Annotated in this window: 21 protein-coding genes; 12 read left to right on the top strand and 9 right to left on the bottom strand. The window is 68.3% G+C overall.

Annotated features, from left to right (window positions below; translation table 11 throughout):
• Window positions 1-89: 89 nt before the first annotated feature.
• A complete protein-coding gene (locus BOX37_RS25070; RefSeq protein ID WP_071929776.1) occupies window positions 90-308 on the bottom strand; it encodes a DUF4287 domain-containing protein in 219 nt (72 codons plus the stop codon).
• A 265-nt stretch (window positions 309-573) separates the two neighbouring features.
• Here BOX37_RS25070 and BOX37_RS25065 point away from each other — a divergent pair, with 265 nt between their 5' ends.
• A complete protein-coding gene (locus BOX37_RS25065; RefSeq protein WP_071929775.1) occupies window positions 574-2052 on the top strand; it encodes a phytoene desaturase family protein in 1479 nt (492 codons plus the stop codon).
• A gap of 83 nt (window positions 2053-2135) precedes the next feature.
• On the opposite strand, the gene BOX37_RS25060 is transcribed toward BOX37_RS25065, so the two are convergent.
• The 7 genes from BOX37_RS25060 to BOX37_RS34330 all read right to left on the bottom strand — a co-directional run bounded on the left by BOX37_RS25060 (window position 2136) and on the right by BOX37_RS34330 (window position 8889).
• On the bottom strand, window positions 2136-3062 hold the full coding sequence (locus BOX37_RS25060; RefSeq protein WP_071929774.1) for a cation diffusion facilitator family transporter: 927 nt from the start codon (window positions 3060-3062) through the stop codon (window positions 2136-2138).
• Between the two features lie 133 nt (window positions 3063-3195).
• Window positions 3196-4416, bottom strand: a complete 1221-nt coding sequence (manA, locus tag BOX37_RS25055) for a mannose-6-phosphate isomerase, class I (protein WP_071929773.1) — start codon at window positions 4414-4416, stop codon at window positions 3196-3198.
• The gene (locus tag BOX37_RS25050) at window positions 4416-5639 is read right to left on the bottom strand and encodes a tobH protein (protein ID WP_071931861.1); all 1224 of its coding nucleotides are present in this window, start codon (window positions 5637-5639) and stop codon (window positions 4416-4418) included. The genes manA and BOX37_RS25050 overlap by 1 nt, the downstream gene beginning before the upstream one ends.
• A 274-nt stretch (window positions 5640-5913) precedes the next feature.
• On the bottom strand, window positions 5914-7293 hold the full coding sequence (locus BOX37_RS25045; RefSeq protein WP_071929772.1) for a phosphomannomutase/phosphoglucomutase: 1380 nt from the start codon (window positions 7291-7293) through the stop codon (window positions 5914-5916).
• 193 nt (window positions 7294-7486) lie between these two features.
• Window positions 7487-7861 carry a DUF3499 domain-containing protein gene (locus tag BOX37_RS25040; RefSeq protein WP_071929771.1) on the bottom strand — a complete coding sequence of 125 codons (375 nt, stop codon included), beginning with the start codon at window positions 7859-7861 and terminating at the stop codon, window positions 7487-7489.
• Window positions 7862-8054: 193 nt separating this feature from the next.
• Window positions 8055-8537, bottom strand: a complete 483-nt coding sequence (locus BOX37_RS25035) for a metallopeptidase family protein (protein ID WP_206045713.1) — start codon at window positions 8535-8537, stop codon at window positions 8055-8057.
• Window positions 8538-8655: 118 nt separating this feature from the next.
• A complete protein-coding gene (locus BOX37_RS34330) occupies window positions 8656-8889 on the bottom strand; it encodes a WhiB family transcriptional regulator (protein WP_133733920.1) in 234 nt (77 codons plus the stop codon).
• A 501-nt stretch (window positions 8890-9390) separates the two neighbouring features.
• Here BOX37_RS34330 and cofD point away from each other — a divergent pair.
• From cofD to ahcY, 9 genes are all read left to right on the top strand, one after another.
• A complete protein-coding gene (gene cofD, locus BOX37_RS25025; protein ID WP_071929769.1) occupies window positions 9391-10377 on the top strand; it encodes a 2-phospho-L-lactate transferase in 987 nt (328 codons plus the stop codon).
• Window positions 10374-11720, top strand: a complete 1347-nt coding sequence (locus BOX37_RS25020; protein ID WP_071929768.1) for a coenzyme F420-0:L-glutamate ligase — start codon at window positions 10374-10376, stop codon at window positions 11718-11720. Before cofD ends, BOX37_RS25020 begins: the two co-directional genes overlap by 4 nt.
• A gap of 58 nt (window positions 11721-11778) precedes the next feature.
• Entirely contained in the window at window positions 11779-12300 is a 522-nt protein-coding gene (locus BOX37_RS25015; RefSeq protein ID WP_071929767.1) for an NUDIX hydrolase, read from the top strand.
• A gap of 197 nt (window positions 12301-12497) precedes the next feature.
• Window positions 12498-13733, top strand: a complete 1236-nt coding sequence (locus BOX37_RS25010; protein WP_071929766.1) for an alkane 1-monooxygenase — start codon at window positions 12498-12500, stop codon at window positions 13731-13733.
• A complete protein-coding gene (locus tag BOX37_RS25005) occupies window positions 13730-13903 on the top strand; it encodes a rubredoxin (RefSeq protein WP_071929765.1) in 174 nt (57 codons plus the stop codon). The genes BOX37_RS25010 and BOX37_RS25005 overlap by 4 nt, the downstream gene beginning before the upstream one ends.
• The gene (locus BOX37_RS25000) at window positions 13900-14082 is read left to right on the top strand and encodes a rubredoxin (protein WP_071929764.1); all 183 of its coding nucleotides are present in this window, start codon (window positions 13900-13902) and stop codon (window positions 14080-14082) included. Before BOX37_RS25005 ends, BOX37_RS25000 begins: the two co-directional genes overlap by 4 nt.
• 80 nt (window positions 14083-14162) lie before the next feature.
• On the top strand, window positions 14163-14741 hold the full coding sequence (locus tag BOX37_RS24995; RefSeq protein ID WP_338039870.1) for a TetR/AcrR family transcriptional regulator: 579 nt from the start codon (window positions 14163-14165) through the stop codon (window positions 14739-14741).
• Window positions 14742-14863: 122 nt separating this feature from the next.
• Complete coding sequence (locus BOX37_RS24990; RefSeq protein WP_071929762.1) at window positions 14864-16021, top strand: alkane 1-monooxygenase; 1158 nt, start codon at window positions 14864-14866, stop codon at window positions 16019-16021.
• Window positions 16022-16100: 79 nt separating this feature from the next.
• Window positions 16101-17600 carry an adenosylhomocysteinase gene (ahcY, locus tag BOX37_RS24985; protein WP_071929761.1) on the top strand — a complete coding sequence of 500 codons (1500 nt, stop codon included), beginning with the start codon at window positions 16101-16103 and terminating at the stop codon, window positions 17598-17600.
• A 91-nt stretch (window positions 17601-17691) separates the two neighbouring features.
• On the opposite strand, the gene BOX37_RS24980 is transcribed toward ahcY, so the two are convergent.
• On the bottom strand, window positions 17692-17925 hold the full coding sequence (locus tag BOX37_RS24980; RefSeq protein WP_071929760.1) for a hypothetical protein: 234 nt from the start codon (window positions 17923-17925) through the stop codon (window positions 17692-17694).
• A gap of 227 nt (window positions 17926-18152) precedes the next feature.
• On the opposite strand from BOX37_RS24980, the gene BOX37_RS24975 reads away from it, so the two are divergent.
• Complete coding sequence (locus tag BOX37_RS24975) at window positions 18153-18800, top strand: dTMP kinase (protein ID WP_071929759.1); 648 nt, start codon at window positions 18153-18155, stop codon at window positions 18798-18800.
• Window positions 18801-18877: 77 nt separating this feature from the next.
• Window positions 18878-19555 carry an MtrAB system response regulator MtrA gene (gene mtrA, locus BOX37_RS24970; RefSeq protein ID WP_067491393.1) on the top strand — a complete coding sequence of 226 codons (678 nt, stop codon included), beginning with the start codon at window positions 18878-18880 and terminating at the stop codon, window positions 19553-19555.
• The last annotated feature ends 59 nt before the right edge of the window (window positions 19556-19614 follow it).

Genomic DNA, 19614 nt, shown 5'->3' with positions numbered 1-19614 from the left:
GATCATGATCGCACCCGTGATCTGCCGCACCATCGTGCTGGGGATCGGCTCGGTGTGTGCGGCGACCCCGCCGGCCAGGTCGGCGGTGCTCAGTCCCTGGCCCACTTCTCCGGATGGAGGTGGTACTGCACCAGCGCGTTGGCATGGCCGTGCCCGAGGCCGTGTTCGGCCTTCAGCCAGGCGACCAGGGCGGTGTGTCCGGTCGGCTCGGCGACGTCGAGCAGCGTCAGCCACTCGTCGACGCCGCGGCCGTACTTGGCCTCGATGGCAGGGAAGTAGGACGCGGGGCCGTGCGGGGCATTCGCCATGATGATCTCCTCGTATAGCTGGTCATGGAGAGACGGCGCGGGCGCTCGGAATTCATCGGTGCGGTTCAGGCGGGTGACGGCGGCCCACTCGGTGGTGGCGGTGCGGCGTTCGCGCGGCAGGAGCGCGCCGGTCAGGGCGACGGGGCGTCAGCGCTGGGGGACCCGGCGCGGTGACCGACGACTCGTCGGCGGTGGTCCCCGTGCCGCGTAGGTTGGAGAGGACGACGCAGGTCGCCCGCGGCGGCCGAGGGCGAAGGGACGGCGGATGACTGAGGTCGTGGTAGTCGGGTCCGGGCCGAACGGCTTGGCCGCGGCGGTGATCGCGGCGCGTGCCGGACTGTCGGTGCGGGTGCTCGAAGCGCAGGCGCAGCCGGGTGGTGGGTCGCGCACGGCCGAGCTCACCCTGCCGGGCTTCCACCACGATGTGTGCGCGGGCGCACATCCGATGGCGTTGGCGTCGCCGTTCTTTCGGGCCTTCGATCTCGCGGCGCACGGCGTCGACCTGCTCACGCCCACCGTCTCCTACGCCCATCCGCTCGATGGCGGGATCGCCGGACTGGCCTGGCGCAATCTCGAATCGACGGTGGCCGATCTCGGCCGCGACGGGGCGACCTGGCGCGAGTTGTTCGGGCCGCTGGTGGCGCACTGGCCCGATGTGGTCGACCTGGCCATGTCGGACCTGCGGCGTCCGCCGATTCGAGTACCTACTCTGCCCACCGCCGTGCGGTTCGGCCTACGCCTGCTCGAACAGGGATCACCCCTGTGGAACAACCGTTTTCGCGAGCACGTCGCACCCGCGATGCTGACCGGCGTCGCCGCGCACGCGATCACCCAGCCGCGCGCCCTGCCCGCTGTCGGCGCCGGCCTGCTGCTCGGCACCCTCGCGCACGCGGGCGGCTGGGTGATCCCGCGCGGCGGCAGCCAGGCGATCCCGAACGCGCTCATCGCCGAGATCGAACGCCTCGGTGGCGAAGTGGTCACCGGGCATCGCGTCGACGATTTCGCCGAACTCGCCACCGCCCGCGCCGTTCTGTTCGACACCTCACCCGCCGAACTCCTGCGCATCGCCGGTGACCGGCTGCCCTCGCGATACCGCGACAGCCTCGGCCGGTTCCGCTACGGCGGCGCCGCCTGCAAGGTCGATTTCGCGCTGTCGGGCCCGGTGCCGTGGACCGCGCCGGGCAGCGATCTCGCGGGTACCCTGCACCTGATCGGCACCCGCGACGAGGCGATGGCCGCCGAGCGCCGCGTCGCCGCAGGCGAATTCGCCGAGCGCCCGTATGTGCTCGCCATTCAGCCCGGCGTGGTCGACTCCACCCGGGCCCCCGAGGGCAAGCACACCTTCTACACCTACGCCCACGTGCCCAACGGCTCCGATCGCGACATCAGCGAGGCGGTGATCGCCCAGATCGAACGCTTCGCCCCCGGTTTCCGCGACCTGATCCTCGCCGAGCACGTGACGCCAGCGGCCTTCATGCCCGACCACAATGCCAACTATGTCGGCGGCGACATCTCCGCCGGCGCGATGACTCTGCGCCAGACCGCCTTCCGCCCGCTGGCTCGCTGGAACCCCTACGCCACTCCGATTCCCGGTACCTACCTGTGCTCGTCGTCGACCCCACCCGGCCCCGGCGTCCACGGCATGTCCGGTCTCCACGCCGCCCACCACGTCCTGCGCACCCGCTTCGGCATCGTCACCGACCCCCTCGACCTCCTCCGCGGCGCCGCACCGGCCTACCACTGACGGGTTCCCCTGTCGGACAGTTGATCCCCAGGCACTCCGGTACGTATCGGCCCCGAGAGGCGAACGCCACCGCAGCCTGGTGATCAGCTGTCCAGATCCTGGAATACGTCTGGTTCGAGGTAGACCGTGCAGGCGTTGGGGGCAGCGGCGCGGATGCGGGAGTCGGCAGCGTCGATGGCCTCGCCGACCTCGGCGATGTCCAGACCGGGGCGCATGGCGATCTTGGCGTTGACCAGCAGGTCCTCGGGGCCGAGGTACTGGGTCTGGACGCGGATGACGCGCAGGATGCGCGGGTCGGCGAGCAGCGCGGCGTGAATCGCGGTGCCCTCCTTGGCTGTTGCGCCCTCGCCGATCAGCAGGCTCTTGGTCTCGATGATCAGCACGATGGCGTTCACCCCGAGCAACAGGCCGATGAGCAGGGTGCCGATGCCGTCCCAGACCGCGTTGCCGGTGAGCACCGTCAGACTCACTCCGCCGAGTGCGAACACCAGGCCGGTCAGCGCGCCCGCGTCCTCGAGCAACACCACCGGCAGTTCGGGATTACGGGTGTTGCGGATGAAATGCCACCAGGAATGCTTGCCCTTCAACGGCGCCGACTGCTTGCGCGCGGTGCGGAAACTGGCCGCCTCCAACACCATCGACACGCCGAGGATGACGAAGGCGACCGCGGGGGAGGAGATCTCCTCCGGGAAGCGGATCTTGTGGATCGCCTCGTTCACGGCGAACAGGCAGCCCATCGTGAACAGCACCAGCGCCACGACGAAGGAGTAGAAGTAGCGGTTGCGCGAGTACCCGAACGGATGCAGCGTGTCCGGCCGCTGCTCGGCGCCCTTGCGCCCGACCAACAGCAGCGCCTCGTTGCCGGTGTCGGCCACCGAGTGCACCGCCTCGGCCAGCATCGACGACGAGCCCGTGATGAACGCGCCGAGGAACTTCGCGACCATGATCCCCGCGTTCGCCCCGAGCGCGGCGAGGATCGCGATCCTGCTGTCTCCACCTTCGGCGGCCATACCCGGGCACGCTACCGCCAGTCCCCGGACGCACCGCCGACCCACTCATCGTGTCGCCCGAACCGCGGCGGCACCAGCCGCTGTCTCGTCCGCGGCGGCGGATACGCTCGTGCGGCAACAGCCTGGTCCGGGTTCAGTGGTGATTACCGACGCACGCGCTGAACAACTGCGCGGCCCCACGGATCGCGCGAGCGCGGATATCGGTGTCGGCCGCGGAGATCCAGGCCGCACCACCCCGCTCGACGGTGAGCACGCGCCCGTTCTGGAACAGCTCGACCGTGCCCTCGGTGCACAACACGATCCCGGGCCCGGCATCGGCCAGTACCACCGGTTCGGCGCCGGCGGGCAGATCGAACCGGCACAGCGCGAACTCCGGTGCGGGCGTGCGGTACCGGACGCCACCGTCCCCGCCCGGCTCGGGTTCGATGATCGGCAGGTCGATGGGTTCGAAGTCGAGCACCCGCAGCAGTTCCGGCACGTCGACGTGCTTGGGGGTGAGCCCACCACGCAGCACGTTGTCGGAGTTGGCCATGATCTCCACGCCGACCCCGCGCAGGTAGGCGTGCAGATTTCCGGCTGCCAGGAACAGCGCCTGCCCGGGTTCGAGGGTCAGCCGGTTGAGCAGCAGCGCGGCCAGCACGCCCGCGTCGCCGGGATAGACCTCGGCCAGCTCGAGTGCGGTGCGAACCTCGGCGGTGAACTCGCGTGCGCCCTTCCCGGACAGGTAGCGCACACACCCTTCGAGCACGGTGGGCAGCAGCGCCGACAGCGCGGCGGGCGGCAGCGTGATCCAGGTGGTGAACAGCGTCCGCAGACCCGCCGAATCGGGCTGAGCGGCAAGCAGTTCGGCGTAGACATTGAGCCCGGGGACGTTCAGCGCGCGCAGCAGGTCGACGGTGCGGTGCGGATCGCGGAACCCGGCCAGCGCCTCGAACCGTTCGAGCGCGACGACCAGCTCCGGCTTGTGGCTGTCGTCGCGGTAGTTGCGCAGCGGCGAGTCCAACGGCACCCCGGTGCGGTTCTCCCGCTCGAAACCGGCCCGTGCCTGCGCCGAACTGGGATGGGCCTGCAGCGACAGCGGTTCCTCGGCGGCCAGGATCTTGAGCAGGAACGGCAGCCGGTCACCGAAGGCCTCGGCGACCGGCCCGAGTTCGTGGACCGGATCGGCATCGAGCACCGCGAGCAACGAGCGGGTGTTGCCGTTGGTCTTGATGTGCGCGGGATCGGCCGGGTGCGCTCCGAACCAGAGTTCGGCCTCGGGATGGGCCGAGGGCACCGGCCTGCCGCACAGCTGAGCGAGCGCGGTGCGCGATCCCCATGCGTAAGAACGCAGCGCACCAACGAGTTCCTGCACTAGTAGCGTCCCCCGTCGTGGTATCGATCCGGCTCGGGCGCGGCCGTACCGCGCGCACCGGTCAGTCGGAGATAGGCCGCGGCCATGTCGAGGCGCACGGCCAGTACGGCCAGCTGCTCGAGCTCGCTGCCATGGCCGCCCCCCGCCGCCGAGCCGGCGGTCGCGCTCTCGGTGCTCGGTGCGGAGCCCGGCTCGTCGAGCTGGGACCGCAGCACATCGACATCGGCGTGCACCAGATCGGCATCGACCAGTCCGGCGCCCGTGCCCTCGAACACCGCCAGCTTGCGCCGGGCGGCGGCCTGATCGGGGTGCACGCTCAGCGCCAGGACCCGCACCCGGTCGACCGGCGCGGGGCCGTCGAGTTCCTCGTCGTGGAACAGCGGATCGAAACCCGGCGCGCTGCCGCCCGCGGCCGCGGTCAGGCGACCGACCGCGGCGACCACGTCGGCCAGATCGGCGGCCGAGGCCAGCCTGCCCGCCGACTGCAACAGCACCTCGGTGCCGTGCCCGGCCAGTTCGACCGCGGCCGGGGAGTCACCGGCCAGCACGACGCCGACCCCGTGCATCCGCGCGGCCAGGGTCTTGGCCGGGTTGTGGAAGACCTCGTTGTGCGGGCCGTCGCGCAGCGCCTCGGCGTCGAGCATGTCGGCCAGCGCGGTGAGGTCGGGGGTAGCGGGTCCGCTGCGCTGGGCGTCGATGCCGCGCAGCACCGCGATGCCCACGGCGAGGAATCGCAGCAGCCGGTTGTGGTCGAGGACCGGCACCCTCGGTTCGAGCACGATCGCCCGACCGGCCGCGACCGCACGCAGTGGGCCTTCGTTCGGCGCCGCGATCACCACTTCGGCACTGCGGCGCAGCGCACGATCGACGGCATCGATCAGGCGGGGATCGCCCGCGTCGTCCCCGGCGACCAGGACCACGTCCAGCGGGCCGACCCAGGGCGGCAGCGAGCTGACCGGCACGATCGGCAGCCCGGCCCGATCGCCCAGGGTGGCGACGAGGAGTCCGGCCGCGCGTGTCGCCCGGCCCGAGCCGGTGACCAGCACGAGACTGCGCGGGCGCAGCTCGGCGAGTCGTTCGGTGAGCGAGGTCTCCGCGACCGCGGCCGCCGTCGCCCGCACCTGGGCCCCGCCGGATGCGGCCGAGCGTAAGGCGCCGCCGGTGTCGGCGGCCTCCAGCGACGCGGCATCGTCGAGGTCGAATACCGGTGTTCCAGCGATCATCGCCGATTCCACCTCCCCTCATCGCGCTGTGTCGTGCGCCGAGCCGTCGGCGAATACAAGGTCTGTGATTCCACTATTCCAGCCAGACGCGGCCGATGCCCACGATCTCGAAATCGAACAGAGCCGTCTGCTTGGTCTGGGACATGTGGTCGCACCTGTACTGGTTTCATTTTCCCAGTCAGGCGCGGACGATGCTCAGGATCTCGGTATCGGACAGAGCCGTTTGGTTGGTCTGGGACATGTGGTCGCACCTGTACTGGTTTCATTTTCCCAGTCAGGCGCGGACGATGCTCAGGATCTCGGTCACGAGTGCGTTTACGTCGGCCTGCGATCCGGCTTCGACGTTGAGCCGAAGCAGTGGTTCGGTATTGGAGGCACGCAGGTTGAACCAGGCGTGGTCGCCGAGATCGACGGTCACGCCGTCGAGACGGTCCACCGACTCCGTGCGGTCGGCGAAGGCGGCGAGCACGGCCGCGGTGCGCTCGGCGGCGTCGGCGACGGTGGAGTTGATCTCGCCGGAGGCCGCGTAGACGTCGTAGGCGGCCATCAGCTCCGAGACCGGCCGCTGACCCTCACCGAGGGCGGCCAGCACGTGCAGCGCGGCCAGCATGCCCGAGTCGGCACCCCAGAAGGCGCGGAAGTAGTAGTGCGCGGAGTGCTCGCCACCGAACACCGCGCCGGTCGAGGCCATCTCCTGCTTGATGAACGAGTGCCCGACTCGGGTGCGTACCGGCTTGCCGCCCAGCTCCTCGACCAGTTCGGGCACCGCTCGCGAGGTGATCAGGTTGTGGATGACGGTCGCGCCCGGCTCCTTGGCCAGCTCGCGCTGGGCCACCAGCGCGGTGATCGCGGAGGGCGAGACCGGCTCGCCGCGCTCGTCGACGACGAAGCAGCGGTCGGCGTCGCCGTCGAAGGCCAGGCCGATGTCGGCCCCGCTGGAACGGACCAGCGCCTGCAGGTCGACCAGGTTCTTCGGGTCCAGCGGGTTGGCCTCGTGGTTGGGGAACGAGCCGTCGAGTTCGAAGTACAGCGGCACGATGGTGATCGGGCCGAGCGCGCCGAGCACGGCGGGCACCGTGTGCCCGCCCATGCCGTTGCCCGCGTCGACCGCGATGGTCAGCGGCCGGATCTGGTCGAGGGGCACCAGCTCGCGCAGGAAGCTCGCGTAGTCGTCGAGCAGATCGGTGGTGGTCGTGGTGCCCGGTGCGCCGTCGTAGGCGGGCACGCCGTCGACGACCTCGGCGGCGATGGTGGCCAGTCCGGTGTCCTGCCCGACCGGCAGCGCGTTGGCCCGGCACAGCTTGATGCCGTTGTAGCGGGCCGGGTTGTGGCTGGCGGTGAACATGGCGCCGGGGCAGCCGAGCCGGCCGGAGGCGAAGTAGAGCTGATCGGTGGAAGCCAGCCCGATGTGCACCACATCGAGGCCCTGCCCCTGCACTCCTTCGGCGAAGGCCCGCGACAGGGCGGGGGAGGACTCGCGCATGTCGTGCCCGATCACGACCTGGGTCGCGCCTTCGGCGCGCATCAACCGGGCGAAGGAGGCGCCGACGTCTTCGACGAACCCCGCGTCGATCTGTTCGCCCACCACTCCGCGGACGTCATAGGCCTTGATCACGGCGTTCACGAGTTCGCTGGAGCGCGCGACAGTCGTCATGGCTCTACCCTAAACGGCGCGGTCGCTCGGTGGTGACGAGGCACCCGCCAGGTAGTCGACGTTACCCACTGATTTCGGGAGTACATGGGTAACTCAGCGGCCGCCTCCCAGCTGTGCGCTCGACAGGTAGGACCTGTACGTACTGTCGAGGTCCCGACTGGTCTGGCCTGAAGTCGCGGAGAGGCGGGATTGCTTACGGGTCGGGGAGGACTCGTAGGTGGCCGCGGCGGCCGGTGCGAGTGGTGCGTGGGGCCGCGGGGGCGGTGTCGCGGTAGCCGGGCTGGTCCGGGTCGCCGGGGCGGCGGCGCAGGCCGGCCTCACGGACGGCTTCGGCCAGGGCGGTCAGATCGTCGTCGTCGGGTGTGCTGGAGGAGAAGCCGCCTTCGTGGCGCACCAGTTCCCAGCCTTTGGGGGCGGTGATGCGGCAGGCGTGGGTTTCGCACAGATCCCAGGAATGTGGTTCGGCGACGGTGGCCAGTGGTCCGACGACGGCGGTCGAATCGGAGTACACATACGTCAGCGTCGCTACAGCCGGGTTCTTGCAGCCGGGTCGGCAGCAACGACGCATGGGGATCACGACGTCGAGATTAACCCTCCAGCCGGTAAAAGTGGATACGGACACGCCCCAAAGTGGACACAGTCGCGAAAGCGTTCCCTAAACCGCGCATGGCCGGAGCGGATGCGGAGGTTTCGCCCAAGTGGCGCAGTCGCGGCAGCGTTCCCTAAACCGCGCATGGCCGGAGCGGATGCGGAGGTTTCGCCTATTCGGGTTCTGGATCGATCAGGTCCGGGTCGACGCCGAGATAGGTCGCGATCTGTTGCACGAGCACTTCGCGCAACAGTTCCACCAGATCGTCGGGATCGGCGGCGCGCAATTCGAGTGGCTTGCGGAACAGCACCACCCTGGCCCGGGTGGCCGCGCCACGGGAGTCGACACCGGCGGGAATCAGTCGCGACAGCGGCACCGGTCCGTCGGCGACCACCTCGTCCGGCCAGGTGACCGAATCGGGATGCAGTGGACGGATTTTCGGCACGTCGTCGACGGCGATGTCGAGCTTGGTGAGCCGGTCGTGCCAGCGGGTGTCCAGCGGTGCGAAGGCCTCGAGCACCAGCCGGTCGAATTTCTGCCCCCTGGTGCGCCACGCGGGCACCGTCGGCGGGAGCATGGGGCCACGAACACCTCGGCCTCGGCGGGTCACCGAGCGTGCGGTGGGTGCCGGGGGATGACGCCGGGATCGGGCCATGGGACTTCTCCGCTCTCTCGCCTGCACCGTCTGAAAAGGGCGTTCGCCCGGAGACACCGACGTACTGCGCCTGCGTGGCTCCGGGCCAGGCCTGGAGAGTCTACTTTCGAACAGTCACTTAACCGATTCCGCGCTTCAGCCTGCGACGCTCTCGTTCCGAGAGACCGCCCCAGATACCGAAACGTTCATCATGCGCCAGTGCGTATTCCAGGCACTGATCGCGTACTTCACAGCCCAAGCAGATTCGCTTCGCCTCACGAGTCGAGCCGCCCTTCTCGGGGAAGAACGCCTCGGGGTCTGTCTGAGCGCACAGTGCGCGCTCTTGCCACTGTTCCTCGATGGACTCGAACATCTCGTCGAAGCCCGTCACGACCAGACTCAGCCGGGGGGCCGCGACTTCGCTTACCACGTCCGGTTCCGGCCAGCTCGTTTCAGCGCAGACAGCGTGAGCTGCGCCTGCTGTGGAATCGGTCGGCGAGACCATGTCATCGGTCATCGTTCCGCCTCCTCACTCATGTGTTAGCGCAGAATGATTCTTTCCGTCGGACCAACTCGAACCCCGACGGCCCAACACCGCGACGTAGTCTCGCGGGCTTCCCCGAGCCTGCCTTCCGGCGAGCCAACACCCGCTCGCAAACGCCCCCGCGTCATGCCTTTTCGCGGTGACCGGAATGACATGTCTGTGATTAGACACGCCGCACTTGCCGGTGGTCAACCCGCCGTCACCCTTCCGTTACACTCCACACCCGCCTTTCGTGTTGATCTTGTTATCCGTTGTGGCAAATGACCAGCTACTTTGCTGAACTTCGCCGGGGCACCGAGTGGTAGCGGCCACCGCATAGGCTGTGACCCTGTGACTGCACAACACGCGGCGCGCGAGCCCGAGATCGCCGTTCTGGTCGGCGGCGTGGGCGGTGCCCGCTTCCTCCAGGGCGTCCGGCAGCTGCTGCCCGACGCCGACATCTCCGCGATCGTCAACGTCGGTGACGACGTCTGGATGCACGGCCTCCGGATCTGTCCCGACCTCGACACCTGCATGTACACCCTCGGTGGCGGCATCGACACCGAGCGCGGCTGGGGTCACCGCAACGAGACCTGGCACGCGAAAGAGGAGCTGGCGAAATACAACGCCCAGCCCGATTGGTTCGGCCTGGGCGATCGCGACATCGCCACCCACCTCATTCGCACCGAGATGCTCAACGCCGGATACCCGCTCTCGGCGGTCACCGAAGCGCTGTGCAATCGGTGGCAGCCGGGCGTGCGGCTGATCCCGGCGACCGACGATCGCTGCGAAACCCACGTCGTGGTCAGCGATCCCGACAATGCTGGCGAACGTCGCGCGATCCACTTCCAGGAGTGGTGGGTGCGGTACCGCGCGGCGCTCCCGACCCACGGATTCGCCTCGATCGGCGCCGAACAAGCCTCTCCCGCCCCGAATGTGACCGATATCATAGCGTCCGCTGACGCGGTGTTGCTCGCCCCGTCGAACCCCGTTGTGAGCATCGGCGCGATCCTCTCCGTCCCCGGGATCAGGGGCGCGCTGCGCACCACCGACGCCAAGGTGATCGGGCTGTCCCCGGTGATCGACGGAAAGCCGTTGCGCGGCATGGCCGATGAGTGCCTGTCGGTGATCGGCGTCGAGTCCACCGCCGAGGCGATCGGCCGCCACTACGGTGCCCGCTCGGCCACCGGCATCCTCGACGGCTGGCTGGTGCATTCCACCGACACCGCCGACGTGCCCGGCGTCGAGGTGCGCAGTGTTCCGCTGCTCATGACCGACCCTGAAGCCACAGCCGAAATGGCCCGTGCCGCACTGGAACTGGCGGGAGTCAAGGTATGAGTGTGCTGCCCGACCACGCCGCCACCGAACTGCGGATCCTGCCGGTCACCGGTCTGCCGGAGTTCCGTCCCGGCGACGATCTCGCCGAACATCTTGCCGCGCGGGCGCCTTGGCTCGCCGACGGCGATGTCGTCGTAATCACCAGCAAGATCGTGTCCAAGGCAGAGGGACGCATCGTCGCCGCGCCGACCGATCCCGACGAGCGCGACGCCGCCCGGCGCAAGCTGGTCGATGAGGAGGCGGTACGGGTGCTGGCGCGCAAGGGGCGCACCCTGATCACCGAGAACCGGCTCGGCATCGTGCAGGCCGCTTCCGGCGTCGACGGCTCCAATGTGGCCGAGGGTGAATTGGTGCTGCTGCCCACCGATCCCGACGGCAGTGCCAAAGCCCTGCGGACCGCGCTGGCCCAACGGCTCGGGGTCGAGGTGGCTGTGGTCATCACCGACACCATGGGCCGGGCCTGGCGCAACGGCCAGATCGACGCGGCCATCGGCTCGGCCGGGCTGCGCGTGCTGCACGACTACGCGGGCGCGGTCGATGGACAGGGCAACGAACTACACGTCACCCAGGTGGCCGTCGCCGACGAACTCGCCGCTGCCGCCGATCTGGTGAAGGGCAAGCTCGGCGGCGTCCCGGTGGCCGTGGTCCGCGGGCTGGCGACCGAGGACGACGGGTCCACCGCGGCGGCGTTGCTGCGCGGCGGGGTCGACGACCTGTTCTGGCTGGGCACCGCCGAGGCGATCGAACGGGGACGCAAAGAGGCTGTGCCGCTGCGCCGTTCGGTCCGTGCCTTCTCCGCCGAGCCGGTCGATCCGGAGCGGATCAGAGCCGCCGTCGCCGCCGGCCTCACCGCACCCGCGCCGCATCACACCCGGCCGGTGCGCTTCGTCTGGGTGCGCGAGCCGGCGTTGCGCGCCGGGTTGCTCACCGCCATGGCCGAGCAGTGGCGCGCCGATCTGACCGCCGACGGGCTCGACCCCGAGCGGGTGGAGCGCCGAATCGCGCGCGGGCGCATCCTGTTCGACGCGCCGGAGATGATCATCCCGTTCTGTGTCCCCGACGGCGCGCACGACTATCCCGACGCGCGCCGCCAGGGTGCCGAGCAGACGATGTTCACCGTGGCGGTCGGCGCGGCGGTGCAGGGGCTGCTGGTGGCGCTGGCCGCCGACGGTCTCGGCAGCTGCTGGATCGGCTCGACGATCTTCGCTCCGGAGGTGACCCGCGAGGTACTCGACCTCGACGACGACTGGATGCCCCTGGGCGCCATTGCGATCGGCCACCCGCTCGACGAGCCCGCCCCGCGCACCCTCGGCGAGCCGGGGGCCGGACTGGTCGAGCTGTGAACTCGGTGCTCGTCGCGGCCGGCCGCGTCACGTGGCGGCCGGTAGGGGAGGCCGTCCGATGAGCGCGGAATCCCTGCACGCCTCGGCGACGGAACTGCTCACCGATTGGCGGCCCGAGGAGCGCGCGGATCGCTCACTGCGCGAGGCGATGCTGGCGTTCCTCGGTTCGGCGCCGCGCGGCTGTCTGCGTGAACACGCGCCCGGGCACATCACGGCCTCGGCGATCGTGTTCTCCCACGACCGCAGCGAAGTGCTGCTGACCCTGCATCCGCGGGTGGGTCGCTGGATCCAGCTCGGCGGCCACTGCGAGCCCGGCGACGAGACGGTGGCCGGTGCCGCCCTGCGCGAGGCGACCGAGGAATCGGGGATCGCGGACCTGCGCCTGACGCCCGGTCTCTACGGCGCCCAGGCGCATCCGATCACCTGCTCGCTCGGACTGCCGACACGGCACCTCGACCTGCTGTTCGAGCTGGTCGCGCCGCCCGAGGCGGTGCCGGTGCGCAGTGCCGAGTCGACCGATCTGCGGTGGTGGCCGGTGGCCGGGCTACCACCTGGCGCCGATGTCGCGCTGCGCGCGTAACTTCTGCTGAACAGGTCTTTGACCTGCAACTACGGCGGTCGTGCCCCGATGGGCACGACCGCCGTTTCGTTATCTGACCGTTGCGTCTTTACAAATTTCCTAATTTGTCTAGACGCCGGACAAATCGGGCTCTATCGTCTGTGACAGAGAGTTACGCACATCACAGATGTGAGATGTGCCTCAGGATGGAGACGACGATGTCGACCGATGCCAACGCGTCCGAGCAGCGGGTGGCGCCGCCGCAGTGGCGTGATGCCAAGCGTTATCTGTGGCTGTGGGGCCTGTTCGCCCCGACCGGCCTGTTCACGATCGCGATCCCGCTGATCTGGGGTCTGAACCAACTCGGCTGGCACGGCCTGGCCCACGTGCCGTTCTGGCTGGGGCCGGTCCTGGTCTACCTGGTGATCCCGATGGCCGACCTGTTCTTCGGCCCGGACGGCGACAATCCGCCGGACGAAGTGATGGAGTACCTGGAGAACGACAAGTACTACCGCTACCTCACCTACCTGTACTTGCCGTTCCAGTACGCGTCGCTGATCTTCGCCTGCTACATCATCACCGCGCCGAACCTGCACTGGCTCGGCTTCTCCGGCGGGGCGAGCCTGGTCGACAAGATCGGCATCGCGATCAGCGTCGGCATGATCGGCGGCATCGGCATCAACACCGCGCACGAGCTCGGCCACAAGAAGGTCGAGATGGAGCGCTGGCTCGCCCGCATCGCGCTGGCCCAGTCGTTCTACGGGCACTTCTACATCGAGCACAACCGCGGCCACCACGTCCGCGTCGCCACCCCGGAGGACCCGGCCAGCGCCCGCATCGGTGAGACCTTCTGGGCGTTCTGGCCGCGCACCGTGTGGGGCAGCTTCCGCTCGGCGTGGCATCTGGAGAAAGAACGCCTCGGCCGACTGGACAAGAGTCCGTGGACGCTGCGCAATGATGTGCTCAACGCCTGGGCGATGTCGGTGGTGCTGTGGCTCGGCCTGATCGCGGTCTTCGGCATCGAGGTGCTGCCGTATCTGATCCTGCAGGCCATCATCGGCTTCAGCCTGCTCGAGTCGGTGAACTACCTCGAGCACTACGGCCTGGTGCGGCAGAAGACCAAGAGTGGACGCTATGAGCGGCCCGCGCCCCAGCACAGCTGGAACAGCGACCACATCGTCACCAACATCTTCCTGTACCACCTGCAGCGACACAGCGACCACCACGCGTACCCGACGCGGCGCTATCAGACCCTGCGCAGTTGGGACGGTGCGCCGAATCTGCCGAGCGGCTACGCCAGCATGATCCTGATCGCCTACTTCCCGCCGATCTGGCGCAAGGTGATGGACAAGCGCGTGCTCGCCCACTACGACGGCGACGTCACCCGCGCCAACATCGAACCCAAGCGTCGGGAGAAGGTGCTGGCGCGGTACGGGACGGAGGTCCGGCCATGAGTTCCTACAAGTGCCCGGTCTGTGATTATGTCTACGACGAAACGCGAGGAGCCCCGCGCGAGGGATTTCCGGCAGGCACACGGTGGGCGGCGGTGCCCGACGACTGGTGTTGTCCGGACTGCGGTGTGCGGGAAAAGATCGACTTCGAGGCGGTAGGAGTTTCCCAGTGACCGAATACAAGCTCTACCAGTGTATTCAGTGCGGTTTCGAATACGACGAGGCCGAGGGCTGGCCCGATGACGGCATCGCCCCCGGTACCCGCTGGGACGACATTCCCGACGACTGGAGCTGCCCGGACTGCGGCGCCGCCAAGGCCGACTTCTTCATGGTCGAGATCGAACGTTCGTGAGTATCGCGCCGCGCACGGGTGCGCGCATCCCGTATCAGGAGGCCGTGCGCGAGTTGTTGCGCACCTCGGTCCTGGACGGGATGCGCGAACTGCTCACCGAGCGGGATTGGTCCAAGATCACCCTCGGTGACGTCGCGGCGCGGGCCGGAGTGAGCAGGCAGACCCTCTACAACGAGTTCGGTTCTCGCTCCGGCCTTTCCCAGGCCTACGCGCTGCGCCTGGCCGACGAACTCGTCGACCATGTGCGCGAGGCGCTCGACGCCAATGTCGGCGACGCTCGCGCCGCCATCCGGGTCGGCATGTCCGGCTTCTTCCTCGCCGCCGCGGCCGACCCGCTGGTGCGCTCGCTGCTGGCGGGGGAGATGAAGCCGGACCTGCTGCGCCTGATCACCCTCGACGCGGGACCATTGCTCGAACACGCCACCGCGCGGCTGGCACATGTGGTTCAGCACAGTTGGGTCGACGCGAGCGACGAGGAGGCCGACGTGTTCGCGCACGCCCTGGTGCGGATCGCGCTGAGCTACATCCCGAATCCGCCGGTGCCCGAACGTGATGCTCCCGCCGAGATGAGCGCCCTGCTCAGTCCCTATGTGGAGGCGATCGTGCAGGTGCGAGGTGTCCGCACCCCAGTCGGTGACAATAGTCACGATTCGCGCTGATGTGCTCTGATTCGCCAGGGTGTAACCATCGCCACGTTTGCGGATCTGCCGCTGTGTAACGCGTCTGCGGTCTGTCAGTATTCACATCGGTCGACGATTGGTCTTTTTACAGCGGAGCGGGTGTGCAAACGGTTGGCAAACCGGGGGGTTTTCGTGATCCCAAACGGTATCTCTGGGCTCTAGGGTTGATCGCTCCGGCGTGTGCGCTGTTGCCTTCCCAGCTCGTGTACCGCACCGGTGCCGAAGTCTTCTGGTGGATCGGCCCGGTCATCGTGTTGATCGCCATTCCCGTTCTGGACTGGATCGTCGGTGAGGACGGCAACAATCCCCGCGACGAGGACTACGAGGCACTCTCGGCCGACAAGTACTACCGCTGGTGCACCTATCTGTTCCTGCCGATCCAGCTGATCGGCCTCACCATCGCCTGCTTCATGTGGGCGGGCAGCGATCTGGACCTCGTCGACAAGCTCGGTCTGGCCGCCACGGTCGGCTTCGTCAGCGGCATCGGCATCAACGCCGCCCACGAATTGGGCCATCGCGTCGAGCGTGCTGAAAAATTGCTGTCGAAGATCGCGCTCGCCCAGTCGGCCTACGGTCACTTCTTCGTCGAGCACAATCGCGGCCACCACGCCCGCGTCGCCACGCCCGAGGATCCGGCCAGCGCGCGACTGGGCGAATCGCTGTGGGAGTTCTTGCCGCGCAGCGTGTTCGGCGGTTTCCGTTCCGCGCTCGAACTCGAACGTGCTCGCCTGGCCAGACAGGGTCGTGGCTGGTGGAGCCCGCGTAACAACATCCTGCAGGCGTGGGCGATGACGGTGGTGCTGTTCGGTTCGCTGCTGGTCGCCTTCGGCCTGGAGATCCTGCCGTGGCTGATCCTGCAGGCCGCGATCGGCGCCGCGCTGCTCGAGACCGTCAACTACGTCGAGCACTACGGTCTGCTGCGCGCCCGCAAGCCCAACGGCCGCTGGGAACGCTGCTCCCCACGCGACAGCTGGAACTCCGATCGCCTGGTCACCAACATCTTCCTGTTCCATCTGCAGCGTCACAGCGACCACCACGCCAACCCCGGCCGTCGCTACCAGACCCTGCGCAGCACCAGCGAGGCACCACAGCTGCCCGCCGGATACGCCACGATGATCCTGCTGGCAGCCATCCCGCCGCTGTGGCGTGTGGTGATGGACCCCAAAGTCGCCGCGCATTACGGCGGCGACCTGAGTCTGGCCAACGTCGCCCCACGCAAACCGCGACGTTTGCTGGCCCGATACCGCGCCGCGGCCTGACCATGGCCTCCAAGGACCGGGGAACGAGCGCGCCCACAGGCGGTAGCCTTGCCTCGGTACTGACTACCAGGAGAGGCTGATGACGACCTCAGAACTTCCCGCGCACGCTGCGTCGTCCGCTCTTGCGGGCTTCACCGCTGACGTCCGCAACGGCATCGATTACAAGGTGGCAGATCTCTCGCTGGCCGAATTCGGCCGCAAGGAGATCCGCCTCGCCGAGCACGAGATGCCCGGCCTGATGGCACTGCGCCGCGAATACCACGACGTGCAGCCGCTGGCCGGCGCGCGTATTTCCGGTTCACTGCACATGACGGTGCAGACCGCCGTCCTGATCGAAACACTCGTCGCCCTCGGCGCGCAGGTGCGCTGGGCCTCGTGCAACATCTTCTCCACCCAGGACCACGCCGCGGCCGCGATCGTCGTCGGCCCGCACGGCACCGTCGACGAGCCCAAGGGCACCCCCGTCTTCGCCTGGAAGGGCGAGACGCTCGAGGAGTACTGGTGGGCCGCCGAGCAGATGCTCACCTGGCCCGGCGAACCCGCCAACATGATCCTCGACGACGGTGGCGACGCCACCATGCTCGTGCTGCGCGGCGCGCAGTTCGAGAAGGCCGGGGTGATCCCGCCCGACGAGGACGAGCACTCCGCCGAGTACACGGTGTTCTTGAACCTGCTGCGCGAGCGCTTCGAGACCGACAAGACCAAGTGGAGCGCCATCGCCGAGTCGGTCAAGGGCGTCACCGAGGAGACCACCACCGGCGTGTTGCGCCTGTACCAGTTCGCCGCCGCGGGCGAGCTGGTGTTCCCGGCGATCAACGTCAACGACTCGGTCACCAAGTCCAAGTTCGACAACAAGTACGGCACCCGTCACTCGCTCATCGACGGCATCAACCGTGGCACCGATGTGCTCATCGGCGGCAAGAAGGTGCTGATCTGCGGTTACGGTGACGTCGGCAAGGGCTGCGCGGAGTCGCTGGCCGGCCAGGGCGCGCGCGTGCAGGTCACCGAGATCGACCCGATCAACGCGCTGCAGGCGCTGATGGACGGCTACGACGTGGTCACCGTCGAGGAGGCGATCGGCGACGCCGACATCGTCATCACCTCGACCGGCAACAAGGACATCATCACCCTCGACCACATGAAGGCGATGAAGGATCACTCGATCCTGGGCAACATCGGCCACTTCGACAACGAGATCGACATGGCCGCCCTCGAGCGTTGCGGCGCGACCCGGATCAATATCAAGCCGCAGGTCGACGAGTGGACCTTCGAGTCCGGCAAGGCGATCATCGTGCTCTCCGAAGGTCGCCTGCTGAACCTGGGCAACGCCACCGGCCACCCCTCGTTCGTCATGTCGAACAGCTTCTCCAACCAGGTCATCGCGCAGATCGAACTGTGGACCAAGCCGGAGAACTACGACAACGAGGTCTACCGTCTGCCCAAGCACCTCGACGAGAAGGTCGCCAAGATCCACGTCGAGGCCCTCGGTGGCACGTTGACCAAGCTCACCAAGGACCAGGCCGAGTACATCGGCGTGGACGTGGAGGGCCCGTACAAGCCCGAGCACTACCGCTACTGATCCTTGAACGACAGTGGCCCGTCGACATCGGTCGACGGGCCACTGTTCGTCAGTCGCGCGGCGTTCAGCTGTCGCCGCGGGCAGCCGGGAATCAGTAGGCGCAGTTGGACGGGAACTCGGTGTAGTCGCAGGGCTCGATGCTTCCCGTCGCGAGGCCGAGCTCACGAAGCAGGCCGGCGAGCGTCAAGACGATGATGCCGCCGCTCCCGGAGTCGGCAACCGGAGCGGGCGAGTACGGCTCGGCGGCCGCCGTAGCCGCGCCACCCAGGAGGGCGAAGCCGACGGTGAGGGCGGCAACGGCGGTGCGCAGTGACTTGCGATGCATGGTGACTCCTGATTCGACGCGGTCCCCGGGGCGATGATGCCCTCGGAGTGCGTGGTGATCGTGTTGGTTCGCCAATGACCATGTCAGTCGTCTCCGAATCCCGGTAGCCACGAACGTTGGGGGCCCCATGGCCGGTCCGGCCGGCGTGGGCGCTCTACCCGACCGGACCGGTATTGCTTGGGGGGTGGGCCGACACCGCGTGACACGCGCCGGTAGCCTCACGCGATATGGGCGTGTTGATTGCGGTGGAAGGCCTCGACGGTGCCGGTAAACGGACGCTGATCGACGGGGTGATCGCCGAACTGTCGGGCAAAGGGCTGCGGGCCGACAGCCTGGCCTTTCCGCAATACGGGCATTCGATCCACGCCGATCTCGCGGCGGAAGCGCTGCGCGGCGCCCACGGCGACCTGGCCGCTTCGATCAACGCCATGGCGATCATGTTCGCCCTCGACCGGGCCGACGCCGCGGCCGAGCTGTCGAATTCGTTGGACGCCAACGACATCGTGATCCTGGACCGCTGGGTGGCCTCCAATGCCGCGTACTCGGCGGCGCGGGCCGAACAGGATGCCGACGGCGAAATCGTCTCCTGGGTGGGTGATCTGGAATTCGGCAGGCTCGCCCTGCCCGTCCCGGAGCTGACCGTGCTGCTCGACATTCCCGCCGAGGTCGCGGCCGAACGTGCCCGGCGCCGTGGCGAACTCGACGGTACGCGAGCGCTGGATGCCTACGAACGGGACGGCGGTCTGCAGCGGCGCACGGGGGAGGTCTATCGTGAGCTGGCCGACCGCGACTGGTTCGGCCGGTGGTGGACATACCGATCCGATGACGATAGACCAGCGCTACTCACCCTCTGTACGGAAATTCATGCCGGATGAGGTTGGATACGCGACGGGTTCGCACCATTAATGGCGTGGCGGCCCGATCCTGGCCTGGGAGATGACAACATAGGACTATGAAGCCCAAGATTCTGGTCGTCGACGACGATATGGCACTCGCTGAGATGCTGACCATCGTCTTGCGCGGGGAAGGGTTCGACCCGCACGTGGTCGGCGATGGCACGCAGGCCCTGTCGGCGGTGCGGGAGATCCGCCCCGACCTGGTGTTGCTGGACCTGATGCTGCCCGGCATGAACGGCATCGATGTGTGCCGCGTGCTACGGGCCGATTCCGGCGTCCCGATCGTGATGCTCACCGCCAAGACCGACACGGTCGACGTGGTGCTCGGTCTGGAGTCCGGCGCGGACGATTACATCGTCAAGCCGTTCAAGCCCAAGGAACTCGTCGCCCGCGTGCGCGCGCGCCTGCGCCGCACCGAGGACGAGCCCGCCGAGCTGCTCTCCATCGCCGACATCGTCATCGACGTGCCCGCGCACAAGGTGACCCGCGGCGGTACGCAGATCTCGCTGACCCCGCTGGAGTTCGACCTGCTGGTCGCGCTCGCGCGCAAGCCGCGTCAGGTGTTCACCCGCGAGGTGCTGCTCGAACAGGTCTGGGGCTACCGGCACGCCGCCGACACCCGCCTGGTCAACGTGCACGTGCAGCGACTACGCGCCAAGGTCGAGAAGGACCCGGAGAACCCGGAGATCGTGCTGACCGTCCGCGGGGTCGGCTACAAGGCCGGACCGCCGTGATCGGTCGCTGCGAGGCGCCGCGGTGACCGATCGGTTCATCGCGCAGCTGCGGCGATGGG

Source organism: Nocardia mangyaensis (assembly GCF_001886715.1).
GTDB lineage: Bacteria > Actinomycetota > Actinomycetes > Mycobacteriales > Mycobacteriaceae > Nocardia > Nocardia mangyaensis.
The sequence above is the reverse complement of the archived record's forward strand: the minus strand, read 5'-3'. Positions and strand labels throughout refer to the sequence as shown.